The sequence below is a fragment of the Enterobacter cloacae complex sp. OE43NF genome (genome assembly GCF_023544405.1).
Taxonomy (GTDB): Bacteria; Pseudomonadota; Gammaproteobacteria; order Enterobacterales; family Enterobacteriaceae; genus Enterobacter; species Enterobacter cloacae.
This window is the reverse complement of record NZ_JAMJFW010000002.1, coordinates 37,882-55,860: the sequence shown is the minus strand read 5'-3', so window position 1 is coordinate 55,860 and position 17,979 is coordinate 37,882. Positions and strand designations below refer to the sequence as shown.

18 protein-coding genes and 2 tRNA genes are annotated in these 17,979 nt (G+C 54.8%); 10 read left to right on the top strand and 10 right to left on the bottom strand.

Going from position 1 to position 17,979, the window contains the following annotated elements:
- Positions 1-71 precede the first annotated feature (71 nt).
- From M8370_RS01615 to M8370_RS01600, 4 genes are all read left to right on the top strand, one after another.
- A complete protein-coding gene (locus M8370_RS01615; RefSeq protein ID WP_023620676.1) occupies positions 72-1,478 on the top strand; it encodes a DUF1996 domain-containing protein in 1,407 nt (468 codons plus the stop codon).
- 72 nt (positions 1,479-1,550) lie between these two features.
- Positions 1,551-2,879: a sensor histidine kinase gene (locus M8370_RS01610; RefSeq protein ID WP_040019833.1), complete on the top strand. Its 1,329-nt coding sequence runs from the start codon at positions 1,551-1,553 to the stop codon at positions 2,877-2,879.
- Positions 2,872-3,483 (top strand): response regulator transcription factor, encoded by a 612-nt coding sequence (locus tag M8370_RS01605; protein ID WP_250020401.1) that lies wholly within the window; start codon positions 2,872-2,874, stop codon positions 3,481-3,483. Before M8370_RS01610 ends, M8370_RS01605 begins: the two co-directional genes overlap by 8 nt.
- A 90-nt stretch (positions 3,484-3,573) precedes the next feature.
- A complete protein-coding gene (locus M8370_RS01600; protein ID WP_029883877.1) occupies positions 3,574-4,053 on the top strand; it encodes a GlcG/HbpS family heme-binding protein in 480 nt (159 codons plus the stop codon).
- 36 nt (positions 4,054-4,089) lie between these two features.
- On the opposite strand, the gene M8370_RS01595 is transcribed toward M8370_RS01600, so the two are convergent.
- Entirely contained in the window at positions 4,090-4,230 is a 141-nt protein-coding gene (locus tag M8370_RS01595) for a hypothetical protein (RefSeq protein WP_013096938.1), read from the bottom strand.
- Between the two features lie 125 nt (positions 4,231-4,355).
- Between M8370_RS01595 and M8370_RS01590 the strand changes: the two genes are divergently transcribed.
- A complete protein-coding gene (locus tag M8370_RS01590; protein ID WP_114518712.1) occupies positions 4,356-5,138 on the top strand; it encodes an MBL fold metallo-hydrolase in 783 nt (260 codons plus the stop codon).
- Between the two features lie 72 nt (positions 5,139-5,210).
- Complete coding sequence (locus M8370_RS01585; protein ID WP_250020400.1) at positions 5,211-5,846, top strand: carbonic anhydrase; 636 nt, start codon at positions 5,211-5,213, stop codon at positions 5,844-5,846.
- Between the two features lie 25 nt (positions 5,847-5,871).
- On the opposite strand, the gene M8370_RS01580 is transcribed toward M8370_RS01585, so the two are convergent.
- From M8370_RS01580 to mdtK, 4 genes are all read right to left on the bottom strand, one after another.
- A complete protein-coding gene (locus M8370_RS01580) occupies positions 5,872-7,467 on the bottom strand; it encodes an FAD-NAD(P)-binding protein (RefSeq protein ID WP_250020399.1) in 1,596 nt (531 codons plus the stop codon).
- 119 nt (positions 7,468-7,586) lie between these two features.
- Positions 7,587-7,663: transfer RNA gene (locus tag M8370_RS01575), tRNA-Val, on the bottom strand.
- Between the two features lie 4 nt (positions 7,664-7,667).
- A tRNA-Val gene (locus M8370_RS01570) sits at positions 7,668-7,744 on the bottom strand.
- A gap of 153 nt (positions 7,745-7,897) precedes the next feature.
- Positions 7,898-9,271: an MdtK family multidrug efflux MATE transporter gene (gene mdtK / locus M8370_RS01565; RefSeq protein ID WP_013096934.1), complete on the bottom strand. Its 1,374-nt coding sequence runs from the start codon at positions 9,269-9,271 to the stop codon at positions 7,898-7,900.
- 226 nt (positions 9,272-9,497) lie between these two features.
- Between mdtK and M8370_RS01560 the strand changes: the two genes are divergently transcribed.
- Entirely contained in the window at positions 9,498-10,139 is a 642-nt protein-coding gene (locus M8370_RS01560) for a riboflavin synthase subunit alpha (RefSeq protein ID WP_250020398.1), read from the top strand.
- A gap of 30 nt (positions 10,140-10,169) precedes the next feature.
- On the opposite strand, the gene cfa is transcribed toward M8370_RS01560, so the two are convergent.
- Both cfa and punC read right to left on the bottom strand, forming a co-directional pair.
- Positions 10,170-11,318 (bottom strand): cyclopropane fatty acyl phospholipid synthase, encoded by a 1,149-nt coding sequence (gene cfa, locus M8370_RS01555; RefSeq protein WP_013096932.1) that lies wholly within the window; start codon positions 11,316-11,318, stop codon positions 10,170-10,172.
- Between the two features lie 298 nt (positions 11,319-11,616).
- Positions 11,617-12,816, bottom strand: coding sequence for a purine nucleoside transporter PunC (gene punC, locus M8370_RS01550; RefSeq protein ID WP_038980360.1), 1,200 nt, complete (start codon positions 12,814-12,816; stop codon positions 11,617-11,619).
- A gap of 115 nt (positions 12,817-12,931) precedes the next feature.
- Between punC and punR the strand changes: the two genes are divergently transcribed.
- Positions 12,932-13,843 (top strand): DNA-binding transcriptional activator PunR, encoded by a 912-nt coding sequence (punR, locus tag M8370_RS01545; RefSeq protein ID WP_250020397.1) that lies wholly within the window; start codon positions 12,932-12,934, stop codon positions 13,841-13,843.
- A 16-nt stretch (positions 13,844-13,859) separates the two neighbouring features.
- On the opposite strand, the gene purR is transcribed toward punR, so the two are convergent.
- Positions 13,860-14,885 carry an HTH-type transcriptional repressor PurR gene (gene purR / locus M8370_RS01540; protein WP_013096929.1) on the bottom strand — a complete coding sequence of 342 codons (1,026 nt, stop codon included), beginning with the start codon at positions 14,883-14,885 and terminating at the stop codon, positions 13,860-13,862.
- A 297-nt stretch (positions 14,886-15,182) separates the two neighbouring features.
- Here purR and cydH point away from each other — a divergent pair, with 297 nt between their 5' ends.
- The gene (gene cydH / locus M8370_RS01535; RefSeq protein ID WP_020688313.1) at positions 15,183-15,272 is read left to right on the top strand and encodes a cytochrome bd-I oxidase subunit CydH; all 90 of its coding nucleotides are present in this window, start codon (positions 15,183-15,185) and stop codon (positions 15,270-15,272) included.
- A 163-nt stretch (positions 15,273-15,435) separates the two neighbouring features.
- Entirely contained in the window at positions 15,436-16,140 is a 705-nt protein-coding gene (locus M8370_RS01530; protein ID WP_250020396.1) for an MFS transporter, read from the top strand.
- Between the two features lie 35 nt (positions 16,141-16,175).
- Here M8370_RS01530 and sodB read toward each other — a convergent pair whose 3' ends face one another.
- Positions 16,176-16,757 carry a superoxide dismutase [Fe] gene (sodB, locus tag M8370_RS01525; RefSeq protein ID WP_029882771.1) on the bottom strand — a complete coding sequence of 194 codons (582 nt, stop codon included), beginning with the start codon at positions 16,755-16,757 and terminating at the stop codon, positions 16,176-16,178.
- 122 nt (positions 16,758-16,879) lie between these two features.
- Positions 16,880-17,653: a C40 family peptidase gene (locus M8370_RS01520; RefSeq protein WP_095427170.1), complete on the bottom strand. Its 774-nt coding sequence runs from the start codon at positions 17,651-17,653 to the stop codon at positions 16,880-16,882.
- Positions 17,654-17,979 lie beyond the last annotated feature (326 nt).

The following is a 17,979-nucleotide window of genomic DNA, read 5'->3' as shown; positions in this document are numbered from 1 at the left end:
TACGCTGGGAAATCCTCGGTTAACGCAGGCCGTTTTGTTACCAATATCTCCTTTCACAGATGGAGATGAAGATGAAACGGACTGTATTCACGCCCGCCCTTTTAGCCACCGCGTTACTGATTGCCATGCAGGCGGCCCATGCCGGGCCACAGGCGCATGTGGTCTGCAGTTACTCCCACACCCTCGGCGATGACGCCATCATGATGTTTGGTATGCCCAACCAGGCCATGTGGCACGATTTCTTTGGCAATACCCATACCGATGCCTTTTCAACCCGGGAAACCTTGCGCCAGCATGAAGAGACGACCTGTGATAACAAGGCCGACGGCTCTGCCTACTGGGCGCCTTCTCTGAGATTACCCGACGGAACGGTGGTCAAACCGGCCTATCAAAAAACCTATTATCAGGCCTCGAAGGTTGATGCCTATCCCTTGCACCCGTTCCCGGCCGGGCTGTCGCTGCTCGCCGGGGATCATCACGGCAGCACGCCCAACCCCCATATCAGCTTTTTATGCGCGAACGGGAATGGCTATAGCAGCAAAATCGGGGAGGTATGCGGGCTGCGTAAAGCTAACGATGCCGTCCAGTTTAATATTGGCATTCAATTTCCGAACTGCTGGGACGGTGTGAATCTGAAGCCCGACCACGGTCTGGCCAATGCGGCGTATGACGTTAACGGCCAGTGCCCGAGCGCGTTCCCGGTAAAAATTCCAACGGTTAACATGAATGTGGCTTACGTGCTGCATGGTATTACCCGCCTGGACACCCGTCAGGCGCAACTGTCGCTCGATCCGGTGATGCAGGGGGCTGAACGTGAAGAACGCTGGGGTAGCCTCTATACGGCGCATGCCGATTTCATGAACGGCTGGACGGACGATGCCGCCCGCTTTATGACCGAACGCTGCATGAACCGCGGTATGGATTGTGGTTCAACCGTGCCCTATGGTTATTCTATGGCGAAGGCCAATGTCTGGCTCAGCAGTCTTGAACCGAACATCACTCAGCCTTCACCGCAGGTGTTACTGGTAGAAGATAACTGGCAGAACGGTGGACGCACAAAAAACAGCGAGACGCTGAGCCTGGTAAAATTCCATATCCCACCGCTGCCCGCCGGGCAGGATCCGTCCTTGTTTAAATACCGCATCCGTATTTTCGGTGGGAAGGTAGAAAACAATGGGGCCGATCAGATTTTCTTTTATCCGGCCAGTAATGACTGGGATCCTGCGACCGTGAAGTGGTCGTCGCGTCCGGCCTGTAATTACCGTTCCGATGCCGTGCTTTATCTGAACCATGTTCGTGAATACCGGATGGTCGACGTGGATAAAGCCGTGCGTAAGGCGCTGGCGGAAGGGAAAACCGAGATCTCGTGGTATATCGGTGGCGATCGCCAGGGGAATCATTATCAGTTTGAACCAGCCTCATCACCAGACGGGTTAATGCTCATGCTGACTGGCTTTAAACATACGCCGGAGGCCTGACCCTACGTTTTTTTGTTCTTAACAGGGTTAGCTGGTAAGGTCTCGGCATTCGCCACTGCCCCTGTTAACGCAATGACCACCAACAGCATGATGAAACGCGCTATCGTTCTTTGGGCGATAGCGTGCACACTCAGCGGCGTACTGCTCTACGCCGAACAAATTCGCCGTCAGTTCTGGGAACGAGACCGTGAGTTCTCGGCGTTATTTTCCGAATTAAGCGCGGTCCTGACGCAAAATGAATCGGTCTTACCGCTTCTGAATGGCGATGAAGACATTGCCGCCTTGCGCAAAAAATTCCCCCATCTGCTCGCCCTGGAAAAAACGACGGGACGCCCACTGGATGCGGCGCGGGTGGAGCCTGCCCACGAGATGCAGTACTGGCTTTATAACCCCTGGCGTCAGATCCGCGTGCGGGTGGATCTCGGCCCGATTCTGAATGCGCATCATCCGTTTACCCACCTTGGGATCCGCTTCATACCGACCGGAGAAGAACGGCCCTCTGATGCATTCTGGCACTGGCAACGCACCTTCCCGCAACATACGCAACCTTTTACGCTTGAAGCGGATTCCCGGCCGGACTGGTTTGGCGTCCGCTGGTCTGTTTACCCTTTACTGTTTATCGGCTGGGGGATAGTGATTGCGCTGGCAAACGTGGTGCTCTGGCAGCGTAAAGCACGTAAAGACGCCGAGCAAAGGGCGCGCTATTATCAGCACGCCAGGCTCAATACCCTGGGGGAGATCACCGCCGGTATTGTGCATGAGATAAACCAGCCGCTGACCGCCGTCCAGACGTGGATCCAGGGCGCACAGCGTCAGTTACAGCAGGAAAACGGCCAGGCCGTGTCGCAGGCGCTGTCGGCTGCGCTGACGCAAACGCAGCGTATTAGCGCATTATTAACCCGTTTTCGCGAGCACGTTGTGAAGGAGAAAGTCACCCTGCGGGAAACCGATCTGGCAGCATGCTGGCTGCAGGTGGTGAACTTACTTGAGCATGAGCGCAGGGCTGAACATATCTCGGTCAGTCATGCGTTTGCCCCCGGGGCCACCACCGTGCTGGCCGACCCGCTCTGGCTGGAGCAGGTGCTGCATAATCTGCTCAGCAATGCGATTCAGGCCCAACAGGCGAGTCCTGCTGGCTGGGTAAAGATTGAAAGCCACAAAACCGAGAGCGGCATTCAGATTACCGTGACGGACGGCGGGCCTGGCTTCAGCCCGGAGGCATTACAGAATGCCTTTATGCCGTTTTACAGCGGCCGGGAAGAGGGCATAGGCCTGGGAATGACCTTAACGGAATCATTAATGACGCGTATGAATGGATCGATTACGCTGGGCAATGCACCGCAGGGCGGGGCACAGATCCGGCTACAACTGGCAAACGGAAAGGAGGCTACAGTTGGATAACACAATCTGGCTGATTGATGATGATGAATCCATCAGAGAGTCGATGGCGTTTTTGCTTTCGGGCATGGGGTGGCCGGTCAGGACGTTTGAAAGCGTTGATGCCTTTACCGCGGCCCATGCACGGGACGCGGAGCTGGTAGGCTGCATGCTGCTGGATATGCGGATGCCGGGCAAAGGCGGACTCACCTGGCTTGAGGAGGGGAAATGGCCCTGGCCCCTGCTGCCGGTGATCATCATGACCGGGCACGGGACCGTAGATGCCTGTCGTCGGGCATTTCGTAACGGCGTGTTTGAGTTTTTCACCAAACCGCTGGATGCCGATAAGCTTATTGAAACGGTAGGATTAGCCTTTGAGGAGAGTCAGCGCCGGTTTGCCGGCTGGCAGGAAACCTCCCGGGTGAAAGCGCGCTTCGCACAATTATCCGCGCGGGAGCATGAGGTGCTGGGGGAGTTGATGAAAGGGCTCAGCAACAAAGAGGTGGCCGCCCGGCTGAACCTTTCGCCACGGACGGTGGAAGCGCACCGCGCGGCGGCGTTTACCAAGCTTGGCGTCGGCAGTCTGGTTCAGGCAATACGCGAATACGATAAATTGCAATCCGTATAACTACCAGGTTGAGTGCGTATTCAACCGAATTATGTTTCATCGCCCGGCGGGGTACGCTCTGCCACGTATCCCAACACGCGAGGAAGTGCGATGAAAAAATTAATGATGGTTGCGGCACTGGCCGCAGGTAGCGTAAGTCTGACGGCACAAGCCGATACGTTAAACCAAAAGAGTCTCTCGCTGGCGCAGGCGAATGCGCTGGCCACGTCCGCCATTCAGGCGTGTACGGCAAAGAATTATCAGGTGACGGTCACCGTGGTTGACCGTGCGGGCGTGGTGAAAGCCGTGCAGCGTACGGACAATGCCGGTCCTCATACGGTTAAAGCCAGCGAAATGAAAGCCTGGACGGCGCTCAGCGCAAAGAATGCCTCAGGCAAAGTGATGGAAGCGGCGCAGAGCAACGCCGGCGCGCAAAACATGCGTGATATTCCGGGCTTCCTGCTGCTGGCGGGCGGCCTGCCGGTGAAAGAGGGCGATGAGGTGATCGGGGCGATTGGCATCGGCGGTGCGCCGGGCGGTCATCTTGATGAAGCCTGCGCGCAGGCGGCCATTGACGGGCTGAAAAAGTAACATAAAAAAAGCACCGGGTTAACCGGTGCTTTTTCATCAGATCTTGCAGGCATCGCCGCAGTCGTCATCCGCAACAATCGCCTGGGCTTTTTTATCTGCGTCGTCCAGACGTTCCGCATTACGCTCTTCTGCTTCATCCAGTCCGTTAAAGACCAGGTTTTCGAGATCAATTTCCATGGGGCACCTGCTTTGTTCAGTTTTTGATACTGGCACAGTATAGGGCAAAAAAGGCCAGCAATGTACCTCGCAGCACATATGGATAATCCCTGCCATACTCTCTGCTTTATGGCTGAGGAATGCATATGATGACACTCTGCAAAACCTGCGGTACTGCGTATGACGCCACGCCGGAAACATGCCCGATTTGCGAGGATGAACGCCAGTATGTTCCGCACAGCGGCCAGGCGTGGATTGACTTTGCTACCGTGACTTCCACCCACAGCAACAAATGGCAGCAGCTGGCGCCACAGCTGTTCAGTATCAAAACGGTGCCTGCCTTTGCGATTAACCAGCGCGCGCTGCTTTTGCGTACCCCGCACGGCAATATTCTCTGGGACTGTATTGCCAACCTCGACCCGGCAACCAAAACGCTCATTACAGCGCTCGGCGGCATCAGCGCGATTGCGATTTCGCACCCACACTATTACACCACCATGCAGACCTGGGCTGCGGCATTTGATGCGCCGGTGTACCTGCACGCCAGCGACAGAGAGTGGGTCATGCGCGGCAGTCCCGCCATTCAGTTCTGGGAAGGGGATGCGCTGGAACTATTCCCGTCGGTCACCTTGCTGCGTCTGGGGGGACATTTTGCAGGCGGTACGGTGCTGCACTGGCAGGAGGGCGAAGGCGTATTACTGGCGGGGGATATTCTTCAGGTCACGCCCGGAAAAGACGCCGTTTCGTTTATGTGGAGCTACCCGAATATGCTGCCGCTGCCTGCCCGCACCGTTGAGCGGATTAGCGGACTTCTGGAAGGCAAAAAATTTGCCCGTCTGTACGGTGCCTTTGAGGGACAAAACATCCCGGCAAATGCGGACGAGATTGTGCAGCGGTCGGGCCAGAAATATATTGCTTGTCTCAGGTAAAGCACGATGGGTAAACTTCACGAGTGTGATCTCGATCATACCTAAACTACAACAGATAAAAGAGAAATTGCTATGCAACATATCATTGAAGGTTTCCTCAACTTTCAAAAAGAGATTTTCCCGCAACGTAAAGAGCTCTTCCGCAGTTTAGCGTCCAGCCAGAATCCCAAAGCGCTGTTCATCTCATGCTCCGACAGCCGTCTGGTACCAGAACTGGTCACTCAGCAAGAGCCAGGACAGCTCTTTGTCATTCGAAATGCTGGCAACATTGTGCCGCCGTTCGGGCCAGAGCCGGGCGGTGTCTCCGCAACCATCGAATATGCCGTTGTGGCGCTTGGCGTGACGGATATTGTGATTTGCGGTCACTCCAACTGCGGGGCGATGAAGGCGATTGCGGATAACGCGAACCTCGAACCGATGCCTGCCGTCTCCCACTGGTTGCGTTATTCTGATGCCGCTAAAGCGGTGGTGGAGAAGAAAAGCTGGGATCAGCCGATCGACAAAGTGAATGCAATGGTGCAGGAGAACGTCTTTGCGCAGCTGAGCAACATCAAGACCCATCCATCCGTTGCTGTGGGTCTGCGCAAAAACGCCCTTCGCCTGCACGGCTGGGTGTATGACATTGAGAGCGGTGAAATTCGTGCGCTGGATAAAGCGACGAAAACCTTCGTTTCTCTGTCTGAGAACCCGGAAGTGTTCTTCGAATAATGACGATCAGGGCATGGAAGCCCTGTCAGCTATCGAAATACGGCAATCTCCTGCGTAACCCAGAAGCGGGTTTTTCCGCCGCTTTCGCCATCGACCCGGCAATCTCCGCGCACTCGGCCAGTCCCTGAACGAAGGGATGATCGTGCATCAGCCACGGTATCGCGCCAAACGCGATTCTCCCGCGCACCGTTTCTGGTGCTTTAAGCGTGTAATCCTCGCCAATATCAGGGATCTCGTCGCCTGTCGCCTGCAGCTGTTTGCGCAGTGTCGGGAAAGGCAGATCCTCTGTTTTCAGCGGTTTTTGCCCGCGGGCATCAATAAACACGTCAAAGAGATAGGTGTTGTCTTCAGTCGCGATCGCCGTCTGGGCACGACCGACATCCAGCGTGTAATCATCACCTAATGCGACAACGCTGATGATCCCGGCCTCGCGCAGCGCAAGCAGCCGACGGATAGACTGCGGTGGAATGGCGGCGTAGTTGTCGATAAACACCCGCGCCAGTCCCTGTTTGAAACGTTCCCGGTCCTGCTCATTAAGATGCGGCACGATCTCCTGAACCACCTCGTGCAACCGAAGCACGGTGTAGCGCCAGGGCACCGTTCGATGCTCACGTTTGTTGCGTTCGACCTCATTCAGATTGGCTTCTGCCCAGCTAAACGGACCGTGCTGTTTGCGGTCCTCAAACCAGGCATCGCGAAGGGTGTCCGCATCCAGGGCGCGCAGCCCGATTTTCTCACACCATGCCGGGTCGGCGAGTTCCAGCTCTTTTACCATCAGGGCAAAAATACGATCCAGCAGGCCGTCAGACCCTTTGGCGATTTCATTCTCAACGACAAATTCAGTTAATACCGACAGCGGCTCGTAAGGAATAGGGCAGTAAAAATCGGCCTCAGGCAGAATGCCTGTCCGGGACATGAGAACTATTTTTAACGCCTCGCTGCCCTTATCCAGAACGAATTTGTCATCAACAAAGGCGCCATGCTGCATAACAACCGCCATGGCGGCGTCCAGTCCGCTTAATGAGGTCCCCATAATCCCCACCCGACAGGCTGGGATATCGGCGTCCATCAACCCGGACCAGGGGCTTGGGAAGAAGGTGCGCGTGGCCTCATCCTCATCAGGCCAGACGTGGCCGGTGGCGATGACGGCAAGGTTGAAGCGTTCAGGTAAGCGGCTGTTATTTACCGAAAGCGTAACGCCGTCTTTGTCGGTGGCGATATCCGTCACCTCGGCGGATTCATGGATATCGACCTGAAATCCGAGCCTGCGGGCCTCTTTGACCACCCTGAGAAAACTGTCGCGAAAATATTCCCCCAGCAGGATTCGGGGCAGAAACTGCCGGTCGTGCAGGGAAGCTTTATCGACGTGATAGCGGGCGAGATGGGCTGCACTCTGCTCTTTTAACCAGTCGAGGTAGGTCATAAAAACGGGTGGGATTTCAATGCTGGCAATATTCGCCAGCATCAGACGCGAGTTTTCATCAATTCGATAGGGCATGCCCACGCCCGCTTCTTCGGCTTTTTCGAAAATGGAAACGGCCAGTGGCGTTTTATGCTTCAGGAGCGCGTAAAAGGTGTAAATCCCTGTGGGGCCGGAGCCGATAATGGCGATTTTTTTCATCGACACTGTTCCTGCTTTTTTTGTCATATGAAAAGCGTAGCAGGAGAAAGCTTAAAAAATCAGACAATTGGGATTATTCAGACTACGAGAAGAGGATTTGCACCATTTCAGGACTGAAATGGTGCGTCCGAGTGGACTCGAACCACCGACCCCCACCATGTCAAGGTGGTGCTCTAACCAACTGAGCTACGGACGCAGAATGGTGCGTTCAATTGGACTCGAACCAACGACCCCCACCATGTCAAGGTGGTGCTCTAACCAACTGAGCTATGAACGCAACGTGTTGTCGGTGACAACGGGGACGAATATTAGCGGCACAGCACCGCAGTGGCAAGAGGCAAAATGCATTTTTCTCTCTGATTTCACGCGATTGCTTCATTACCGCGCAAAGTGAAGAGAAAGTAGCCGCCAGCAGGCGGCTGCTGTGTATTTAACGTGCGGCGCGTTGCAAAATTACCGTGGATGGCTGACGTTGCAGGAAGCGCATACGCAGCATCATCATGATAGCCGCAGAGGTCAGACCGATGATAAAGCCGATCCAGAACCCGGCGGGCCCCATGCGATCCACCACCAGATCGGTGAGCGCGAGAATGTAACCGCTCGGCAGACCCAACACCCAGTAGGCGATGAAGGTAATAAAGAAGATGGAGCGGGTATCTTTATAACCACGCAGTACGCCGCTGCCGATCACCTGGATGGAGTCAGAGATCTGGTATACCGCTGCCAGCAGCATCAGATGCGATGCCAGCATCACCACTTCCGGGTTGTCATTATAGAGCAGGGCAATTTGCTCCCGCAGTGCGACGGTGAAAAGCGCGGTGCAGACCGCCATACAGACACCCACGCCCAGCCCGGTGCGCGCAGCCGTTTGTGCATCAAGGGTTGAGCCTTGCCCCAGACGAAAGCCGACGCGGATGGTGACCGCGGCCGCCAGCGACATCGGCAGGACGAACATCAGCGAGCTGAAGTTCAGCGCAATCTGGTGTCCGGCCACGTTCACAATGCCCAACGGCGAGACCAGCAGGGCGACCACGGCAAACAGAGTCACTTCAAAGAACAGTGCCAGCGCAATGGGCAGCCCCAGCTGTACCAGACGCATCATAATGTGCCAGTCCGGCGTGCTGAATGAACGCTCATTACGGATATCACGCAGGGAGCGGGCGTGTTTAACAAAGGTAAGTATGCTAAAGAACATCACCCAGTACACTGCCGCTGTTGCCACGCCACAGCCTACGCCGCCAAGCTCCGGCATACCAAAATGGCCGTAAATAAAGATATAGTTCACCGGAATATTGACCAGTAAACCGATAAAGCCCATGACCATCCCCGGCTTGGTTTTTGCCAGGCCTTCGCACTGGTTACGCGCCACCTGGAAGAAGAGATAACCCGGTACACCCCAGAGCAGGGCGCGCAGATACCCCACGGCCTTGTCTGCCAGAGCCGGGTCGATATTATGCATGGCGCGAATGATATGCCCGGCGTTCCAGAGCACAATCATAATCAGTACGGAGACAAATCCAGCTAGCCAAAAGCCCTGGCGCACCTGATGGGCGATACGTTCACGTCGGCCGGAACCATTCAGCTGGGCGATAACCGGCGTGAGTGCCAGCAGCAGGCCGTGACCGAAGAGAATGGCCGGAAGCCAGATAGAGGTTCCGATTGCCACGGCGGCCATATCGGTGGCGCTGTAGCCACCGGCCATCACCGTATCCACAAATCCCATTGCGGTCTGGGCCACCTGCGCGATGATCACCGGGATAGCCAGTGCCAATAACTGCCGCGCTTCATTCATGTACTTCTGCACGTGAACACCTTTATTTTGTAGTTATATGAGAGACTAAAAAAGCCGCCGTAACTGGCAGCAAGAAGAAAAAGCAGAGGGGGTGCCAGCTATTGTAGCGGGCTTTAGCTATTAATCTAGTGAAAAAATCGCCAGAAAATGCGCTGCTCTGGCAACCTGTATTTCCAACTGTTATTGTGGTGGGATTAAACGGTGTCACCACCGTCCGGAAAATACAGGAGTTGTAAGCATGTTTACTGGTATTGTGCAGGGCACCGCTAAAGTGGTGTCCATTGATGAAAAACCTAATTTCCGTACCCACGTCGTTGAGCTGCCAGAATATATGCTGGATGGCATCGAAACCGGTGCCTCGGTTGCGCATAACGGCTGCTGCCTGACGGTGACCGAAATTAACGGCAACCAGATTAGCTTTGATTTAATGAAAGAAACGCTGCGTATCACCAACCTGGGCGAACTGGTGGTGGGCGATACCATAAACGTAGAGCGTGCGGCGAAGTTCAGCGATGAAATTGGCGGCCACCTGATGTCGGGCCATATCATGACCACCGCCGAAGTGGCGAAAATTGTCACCTCTGAAAATAACCGTCAAATCTGGTTTAAAGTGCAGGATCCGTCATTAATGAAATACATCCTGTATAAAGGATTTATTGGTATTGATGGGATTAGCCTGACGGTCGGAGAAGTGACGCCGACGCGTTTTTGCGTGCATTTAATTCCGGAAACGCTACAGCGTACGACGCTGGGGGCGAAAAAACTGGGGCAGCGTGTGAATATCGAAATCGATCCGCAAACCCAGGCGGTCGTGGATACCGTCGAGCGTGTGCTGGCGGCGAAAGAGGCGGCCATAATAAAGGCCACCGAAGAAGAATAAAAAATAACCCCGGATACCCGGGGTTATTTTTTAGCGCGGCACACGTAAGCCATGTTCAATCCCGCGACTGAAGACCACCTGCCAGAGCTGAATATCACGCGCGCGGAACGCACCTGCGCAGGCATTCAGATAATAGCTGAACATCCGTTTAAATCGTTCAGAATAGTTGTCTGCAATCTCAGGCCACGCTTGCTGGAAACGTTCATGCCACGCCATAAGCGTGGTGTCGTAATCCGCGCCAAAGTTATGCCAGTCTTCCATAATGAAGTGGCTTTCGCTGGCGTTGGCAATCTGGCGAACGGAAGGCAAACAGCCATTCGGAAAGATGTATTTATTGATCCACGGGTCAACGTTATTGTCCGTGCGCTTAGAGCCTATGGTGTGCAGCAGGAAGATGCCGTCGGGTTTTAAATTACGATCCACCACCTCAAAATAGGTGTCGTAATTTTTCGGCCCCACGTGCTCAAACATGCCCACGGAAACAATGCGATCAAACTGTTCGTTGAGGTCGCGGTAATCCTGCAGACGGATATCAACGTCGAGACCCTGGCAGCGCTCCCGGGCCATTTTTTGCTGTTCGGCTGAAATGGTTACGCCGACCACGCTGACGCCGTAGTGCTTCGCCATAAAATACGCCAGACCGCCCCAGCCGCAGCCGATATCCAGCACACGCATACCGGGCTGCAGCTGCAGTTTCTCGCTAATCAGACGCAGTTTATCCTGCTGGGCTTCTTCGAGGGTTGTCGCCTTTTTCCAGTAGGCGCAGGAGTATTGCATGAAGGGATCCAGCATGCGGCTGAACAAATCGTTACCGAGGTCGTAGTGCTCTTTGCCCACGATCCACGCCCGCTTTTTGCTTTGCAGATTGAACAAACGGGCGGAGGCGACGCGCAACGTGTCTTTTATATTGCGGGGAAGCTGGTTCTCCAGACCGGCGCGCAACACGCTGGCAAAGAAAATATCCAGCCGCTCGCAATCCCACCAGCCATCCATATAGCTTTCGCCCAGCCCTAACGATCCCTCGCGCAGTACGCGTTTAAAAAAATCGGGATGTTTGACCTGCGGATCGGAGGGTGAAGATCCGTTGATAGTGATGCCTGCACGACCTAACAGTTCACTGACGATCCGGGACCAGTTATCGTCCGGAACGCTGACTTCTTCTATACACGATGAACTCATAGCTTCTCCATCACCTTACTGTGATCAGAACCTTCAAACAGCGTAGACGCTTTTTATGGTTTGTGAGAAATCTCACGGTAAATACCGCGAGGCTAGTATCCGACGTAGAACAGAGGAAGGGAGATAACCCTTGCCGAAATGCCTTCCTTGGTAAAACGGGAGCACTCCGGCTCCCGTTAACACTTAATATTTATCGTATTTAATCGAACCAAATTTAGTATAGGCCTCAAAATTTGGTGATTCAATAGAAAATTCTTAGCAACCTAATCACTGAAATGTTACATATTTTCCCCAGTGATTACGCGTGCGACGTCTCCGCCTGAGCATGGTTCTCAAGCTCGCGCTGTGCGGCGGATTGCATGCGATAACCCATTACTGCCAGCGCAACGGTGACCAGCATCACGCTGGTGGTAGTTAACAGCGGGGTGGCAATCAGCGCTGACACCACCAGGCTTGCCAGGAAGCACAGGCCGAGCTGCAGGGTATTTTGCAGCGCCGCGGCGCGTCCTGTCGCCTGCGGGAAAGGACGTAACGCCTGTGCGACCACGATAGGGTAAATGGCACCGTTAGCCACCGCCATCACGCAGAACGGAATCAAAATCTCCGCCAGACCGACGCCTGGAATAAACCCAACGGCCCAGGTGGCGCCCACGCTCAAGGCAAACAGCGCCAGCAGCCAGGGCAGCATCTGCTGACCTTCCCATTTCTGCAGCGCCGCACGGCAGCCGTATCCGCCCAGCAGGAAGGCGATGGTCTGTGGGACATAGCTCAGACCAATGGCGGCCGGGCTGTACCCCATATCGTGCAGAATAAACGGCGAGCCGGTGAGCCAGGCGAAGAAGCTCGCCGAGCAGGCGGCATAGACCAGGACATTACCACGATACGCTTTGGCGCTCAGCAGGGAGAGGAACGTGATCGGTTTGGCGTCAGCATGCGCCTCTTTTTTATGCGCGGGCTTGAGGGCAAACGCCGGCAGCATCAGTACCAGGGTGATGGCAAACAGCGTGGCAAAAATGGCCTGCCAGTCAAAGTGCGCGAGGATCCAGCTGCCCAGCAGGGGAGCGAGGGCGGGTGACAGGCCAACCAGCGGCATAATGGTGGCGAAAATGCGGTTGGTACGGTTGGCCGGGTAGTAGTCGGTCACGAGAGCCTGCCAGGTTACCGCCGCGGCACAGACGCCGACGGCCTGCACAAAGCGCAGCACCAGCAGCCAGGTCGCATCGCGTACCCACAACATTCCCAGACAGCCTGCGGCAAAAATGGCCAGGCCCAGCAACAACACCGGTTTACGCCCGAAGCGATCGGAGAGCGGGCCCCAGAGCAGCTGTGCGATGGCAAAACCGGCGAGGAACAAACTCAGGCTGGCGCTGATGGCCGCGGCTGGCGTTTGCAGATCTTCCTGCATCGCCGCAAACGCGGGCAGGTACATATCGGTGGCCAAAAAGCCCAGCACGCTCAAACCGCCGAGCCAGACTAAAAATCCATTCCTGGGTTGCATTGTTTTATTCTCCTTGAGGAGGCAGGTAGACACTGGCGCAGAGTGTAGGGAGTGCAAAGCGGGTTGTGAAACGCTAATATTTGGCGGTTGCATTCAAATTTTTTGCAGGCAGAAAATGTGGTCAGATTATTCTCTTGAAGTGGTGGATGCTGTCGCGCGTAACGGCAGCTTTAGCGGTGCGGCACAGGAGTTGCACCGCGTCCCTTCGGCTATCAGCTACACGGTGCGGCAGCTTGAAGAGTGGCTGGCGGTTCCGCTGTTCGAACGGCGGCATCGCGATGTGGAATTAACACCTGCTGGCGCGTGGTTTTTGAAAGAAGGGCGTTCTGTTATCAAAAAAATGCAGATCACCCGCGAACAGTGCCAGCAGATCGCCAACGGCTGGCGCGGACATCTTTCCATCGCCGTGGACAATATCGTTAAGCCGGAGCGTACCCGGCAGATGATCGTGGATTTCTATCGCCATTTTTCAGACGTTGAACTTCGCGTCTCGCAGGAGGTATTCAACGGGGTCTGGGACGCGCTGGCGGACGGCAGGGCAGAGATGGCGATTGGCGCAACCCAGGCGATCCCCGTCGGGGGGCGCTATGCGTTTCGCGATATGGGCATGTTGAGCTGGAAATGCGTCGTGGCACACGATCATCCGCTGGCTGCCCTGAAGGGACCGCTGAGTGACGACACGCTGCGCAACTGGCCGTCGCTGGTGCTGGAGGATACCTCGCGCTCGTTGCCAAAACGTATTACCTGGCTTCTTGATAACCAGCGGCGGGTGGTAGCGCCGGACTGGGAATCCTCCGCGACCTGCCTCAGCGCCGGGCTGTGCGTCGCGATGGTTCCCGTCCATTTCGCTAAGCCGAGAATCGATACCGGTGAATGGGTCGAGCTGACGCTGGAGAATCCGTTCCCGGATGCGGCCTGCTGCCTGACATGGCAACAAAATGATGTGTCGCCCGCCATGGCATGGCTACTGGATTATCTGGGAGACAGCGAAACGCTTAACCGGGAATGGCTACGGGAGCCAGCTTAGCTGGCTCCACACGAGATTAACGACGGTAGTCGCGGAATGGACCATCCGCAACGGAACGGCGCTCGATAAGGCGCGGGTGAACTTCAATGGACTGCGACTCTTCACGTTTGTTGACGATCCTGTCCATCAGCATATTGAAGGCCGTTTCACCGAGGGAGTCCTTCGGCTGGTGGATGGTGGTCAGCGCAGGCGTGAAGAAGCGCGCGTTGCGCACGTTGTCATAGCCGATCACGGAAATATCCTGCGGCACGCGCAGGCCCAGCTCATCGGCTGCACACAGGGCCCCCATCGCCATGATGTCCCCGCCGCAGAACACCGCCGTTGGACGATGCGGCTGAGAAACGATCTGCTGCATGGCGCGGTAGCCAGACTCCGGCTCAAAGTCGCCCTGCACGATCCAGTTTTCCGGCACGGTGATCAGCGCTTCTTCCATCGCCTTCATAAACCCGGCCAGACGGCCAGCACCGGTGTTGCGCTCGAGCGGCCCCGGGATCACGCCAATTTCACGGTGACCGCGTTCAATCAGATAGCGGCCCGCCATATAACCGCCTTCGAAGGCGTTATCGATGACGGAGTCGGTAAAGTCGGCGCGCGCTTCGCCCCAGTCCATCACCACCATTGGGATATGACGATACTCTTCCAGCATGGACAGGACAGATTCCGGGTATTCGGAACACATCACCAGCAGGCCATCCACACGCTTTTGCGCCATCATCGACAGATAGGCGCGCTGTTTTTCAATATTGTTCCACGCGTTGCCGAGGATAAGGGTATAGCCTTTCTGGAAGCAGTTTTTCTCAACCGCTTCGATGATTTCGGCAAAATAGGCCGCTTCACTGCTGGTCGCCAGCAAACCAATGGATTTGGTGTGATTAACTTTAAGGCTACGCGCAACGGCACTCGGCGAGTAGTGCAGCTCTTTGATTGCCGCCCAGACGGCGTTGCGCGTCTCTTCCGCCACGAAGCGGGTTTTGTTAATTACATGTGATACGGTTGTAGTGGAAACGTTTGCGCGTTTTGCTACGTCTTTAATTGTTGCCATTAAATGTCACTCCAGACCATATCCTAAGCTCCTGAAAACCTTGAAGGTAAACGTTTGCCTTCTCTCACCCTTATCACGCAATCTTGAATTGCGGCACGCCAGGAAAACGACACGGGACGTCAGGAGGGGGTCAATGGCCGGTACGCTAATAAATTTAGCGTGGAATTTTGTCCTATCTTGATGAAAAGGGGAAGAGCTAAAGTGGTTATCCGTTTAAATCCTGGAAGATTTTTGACGTAAATTGTGTAAAAATGAGCAAGCTCACTTTTCGTGGGGGGATTAAAAGGAGAAAAATTGATGAGTTCCGATCTGAAGTTTTCGCTGTTCACCACCGTTATTGTGCTGGCGCTGATTGTTGCTGCAGGTCTGACGGCTGCACTGCACTGATTTACGCGGAGGGGGCGTTCGCTCTCTCCCGCTCGTCCTGATTGTTACATCTCCGGCAAAAATCTTTTGCCAATTTGTTAACTTCTCATTTTTTGTGATTGATGTCATGCTTTCGGCTTCTTTGTTCTGTGTCACCACATGACACGGCATCCGGAGTTGACGCATGAAAATCAATTTTCCCCTGCTGGCCCTGGCGATTGGCGCTTTTGGGATTGGCACCACTGAATTTTCCCCTATGGGACTCTTACCGGTTATCGCCCGCGGTGTGGACGTCTCTATCCCTGCAGCCGGGATGTTAATCAGCGCCTATGCCATTGGTGTGATGGTAGGGGCACCGCTGATGACGCTATTGCTTTCCCACCGAGCGCGCCGCAATGCGCTGATTTTCCTGATGGCTATCTTTACGCTTGGCAACGTGCTCTCCGCCATTTCGCCTGATTACACCACGCTGATGCTGTCACGCATTCTGACAAGCCTTAACCACGGCGCTTTCTTTGGGCTGGGGTCGGTGGTGGCGGCAAGCGTGGTGCCCAAACACAAGCAGGCGAGTGCCGTGGCAACCATGTTTATGGGCCTGACCATCGCCAACATTGGCGGCGTTCCTGCGGCCACCTTTGCCGTGGTTCCGCCGCTGCAGATGCGCGTAATGCGCGTCGCGCATGAGGCGCCGGGTCTTTCATCGTCGGTGAATATTGGCGCGTTCAATCTGGGCAATGCGCTCGGTGCCGCAGCGGGCGGTGCTGTGATTTCGGGTGGTCTGGGATACAGCTTTGTGCCGGTGATGGGGGCCATTATTGCCGCGCTTGGCCTGCTGTTAGTGATGATGTCGGGTCGTAAACAGCCTGAAGCGGCCTGTGCTGCCGAATAAAAAAACGCAGAAGGGGAAACCCTTCTGCGTCTCTCTTACGCGGCGAAGTTCTTCGCCACAAAGTCCCAGTTAACCAGTGCCCAGAAGTGCTCCAGGTAGTTAGGACGCGCGTTACGGTAATCAATGTAGTACGCGTGTTCCCAGACATCCACGGTCATCAGCGGAGTCGCGCTGGTGGTCAGTGGTGTACCCGCGTTAGACGTGGAGACGATAGCCAGTTTGCCATCGGCCTCTTTTACCAGCCATGTCCAGCCAGAACCGAAGTTTTTGATTGCGGCATCGGTAAATTTCGCTTTGAACTCCGCAAAGCTGCCAAAGGCGGCGTTAATCGCAGCAGCCAGTTCGCCGGTCGGCTCGCCGCCAGCATTTGGTGCCAGGCAGTGCCAGTAGAAGGTGTGGTTCCACACCTGAGCAGCGTTGTTGAATACGCCACCGTCTGAACTGCGGACGATCTCTTCCAGCGTTTTGCCTTCAAAATCGGTGCCCTTGATCAGGTTGTTCAGGTTGGTGACATAGGTCTGGTGATGTTTGCCGTAATGATATTCCAGGGTTTCCGCAGAAATGTGCGGTGCCAGGGCGTCTTTTGCATACGGTAGTGCAGGTAATTCGAACGACATTGCTTCTCTCCTTATTGTATTTTGCGTTGCCAATAACCACACAGACAACAAGGACAGGATAGCAAATTGAAAGGGTATGCAAAAGAGGAACTTACCCTGCCGTAGTGACGGCAGAGCAGGGTTTAGCGGATGGTTTTCGGCGTCATGACGCGGCGTGCGCCGACGTAGTGACGCACCCAGTAGTCTTCGCTAAGCGAGGTGATCTGAATGTCCTGGCCGCTTCGTGGGGACTGAATAAACTTCCCGTTACCCACATACACGCCGACGTGATCAGCCGTACCGCGACCCTGGGTGCGGAAGAAGACCAGATCGCCATTTTGCAGCTCGCCACGGTTAACGGGGGCGGCGTCGCGCAGGTGGTACATTTCATTGGCGGTACGCGGAATGCGGAATTTCACCAGATCTTTATAGGCGTAATACACCAGCCCGCTGCAGTCAAAACCGGTGCGGGGAGAGGTACCACCCCAGCGATACGGTTTGCCAATTTGCCCCATCAGCTTATTCATCGCCGTTTTTTGCGCTTTCTGTACCCGAACCTTATGCGCGTCGGCAATTTTTGTCACTTTCGTGCATTTGGCTTTATGCCCTTTGCGCGTGGTGCATTTTTCCGTTACGAGGTTGGCAGCAGTTTTTGAGGCTTTACGTTTCGATGCGAGGGCAGTGCGGGAAGATGTTAATTTCGATTTGCTGGAGGCGGTCTTTTTCGTTTGAGCGGTTGTTTTTTTCTTTTCGTTCTTACTGGTAGTCTTTTTTTTACGTTCTGTGGTTTTTGCCAGATGCGTTTTTTGCACAGCAGAGTGCCGCGCCTGTTGAGAGGCGTTTGCCGCTGGCGTGAAAGAGAGTGATGTAAACAGTAAAGCACAGAGCGTGATCGAGATTTTATTTATCCGCGCCACTGGGCAGTCCCCTGATAAATGCAGGTCATCAATAATACCCGCGTGTGATTTACAAAGCCCGTCGATTCTAATCCATAAAAACCCGAGAAGTTAATAGCATTTTTCAATCTAAAAACCTGTTTCGTTAGCAAGTGCAAAAAAATTCATCGATTTGTCGCACAATTGTTCACGCCCTAAGCAAAACCCTGCCTGCCGCAGGGTTAAGCACCATTTACAATGCAACTTTTCGCCACTCGCGATAAAATAGCTATACGTGACAAAAATGTTATTTTCCGATGCCAGTCTGAACCGCTACAATGTCAGACTAATGCCGTAACAGAAGTTAA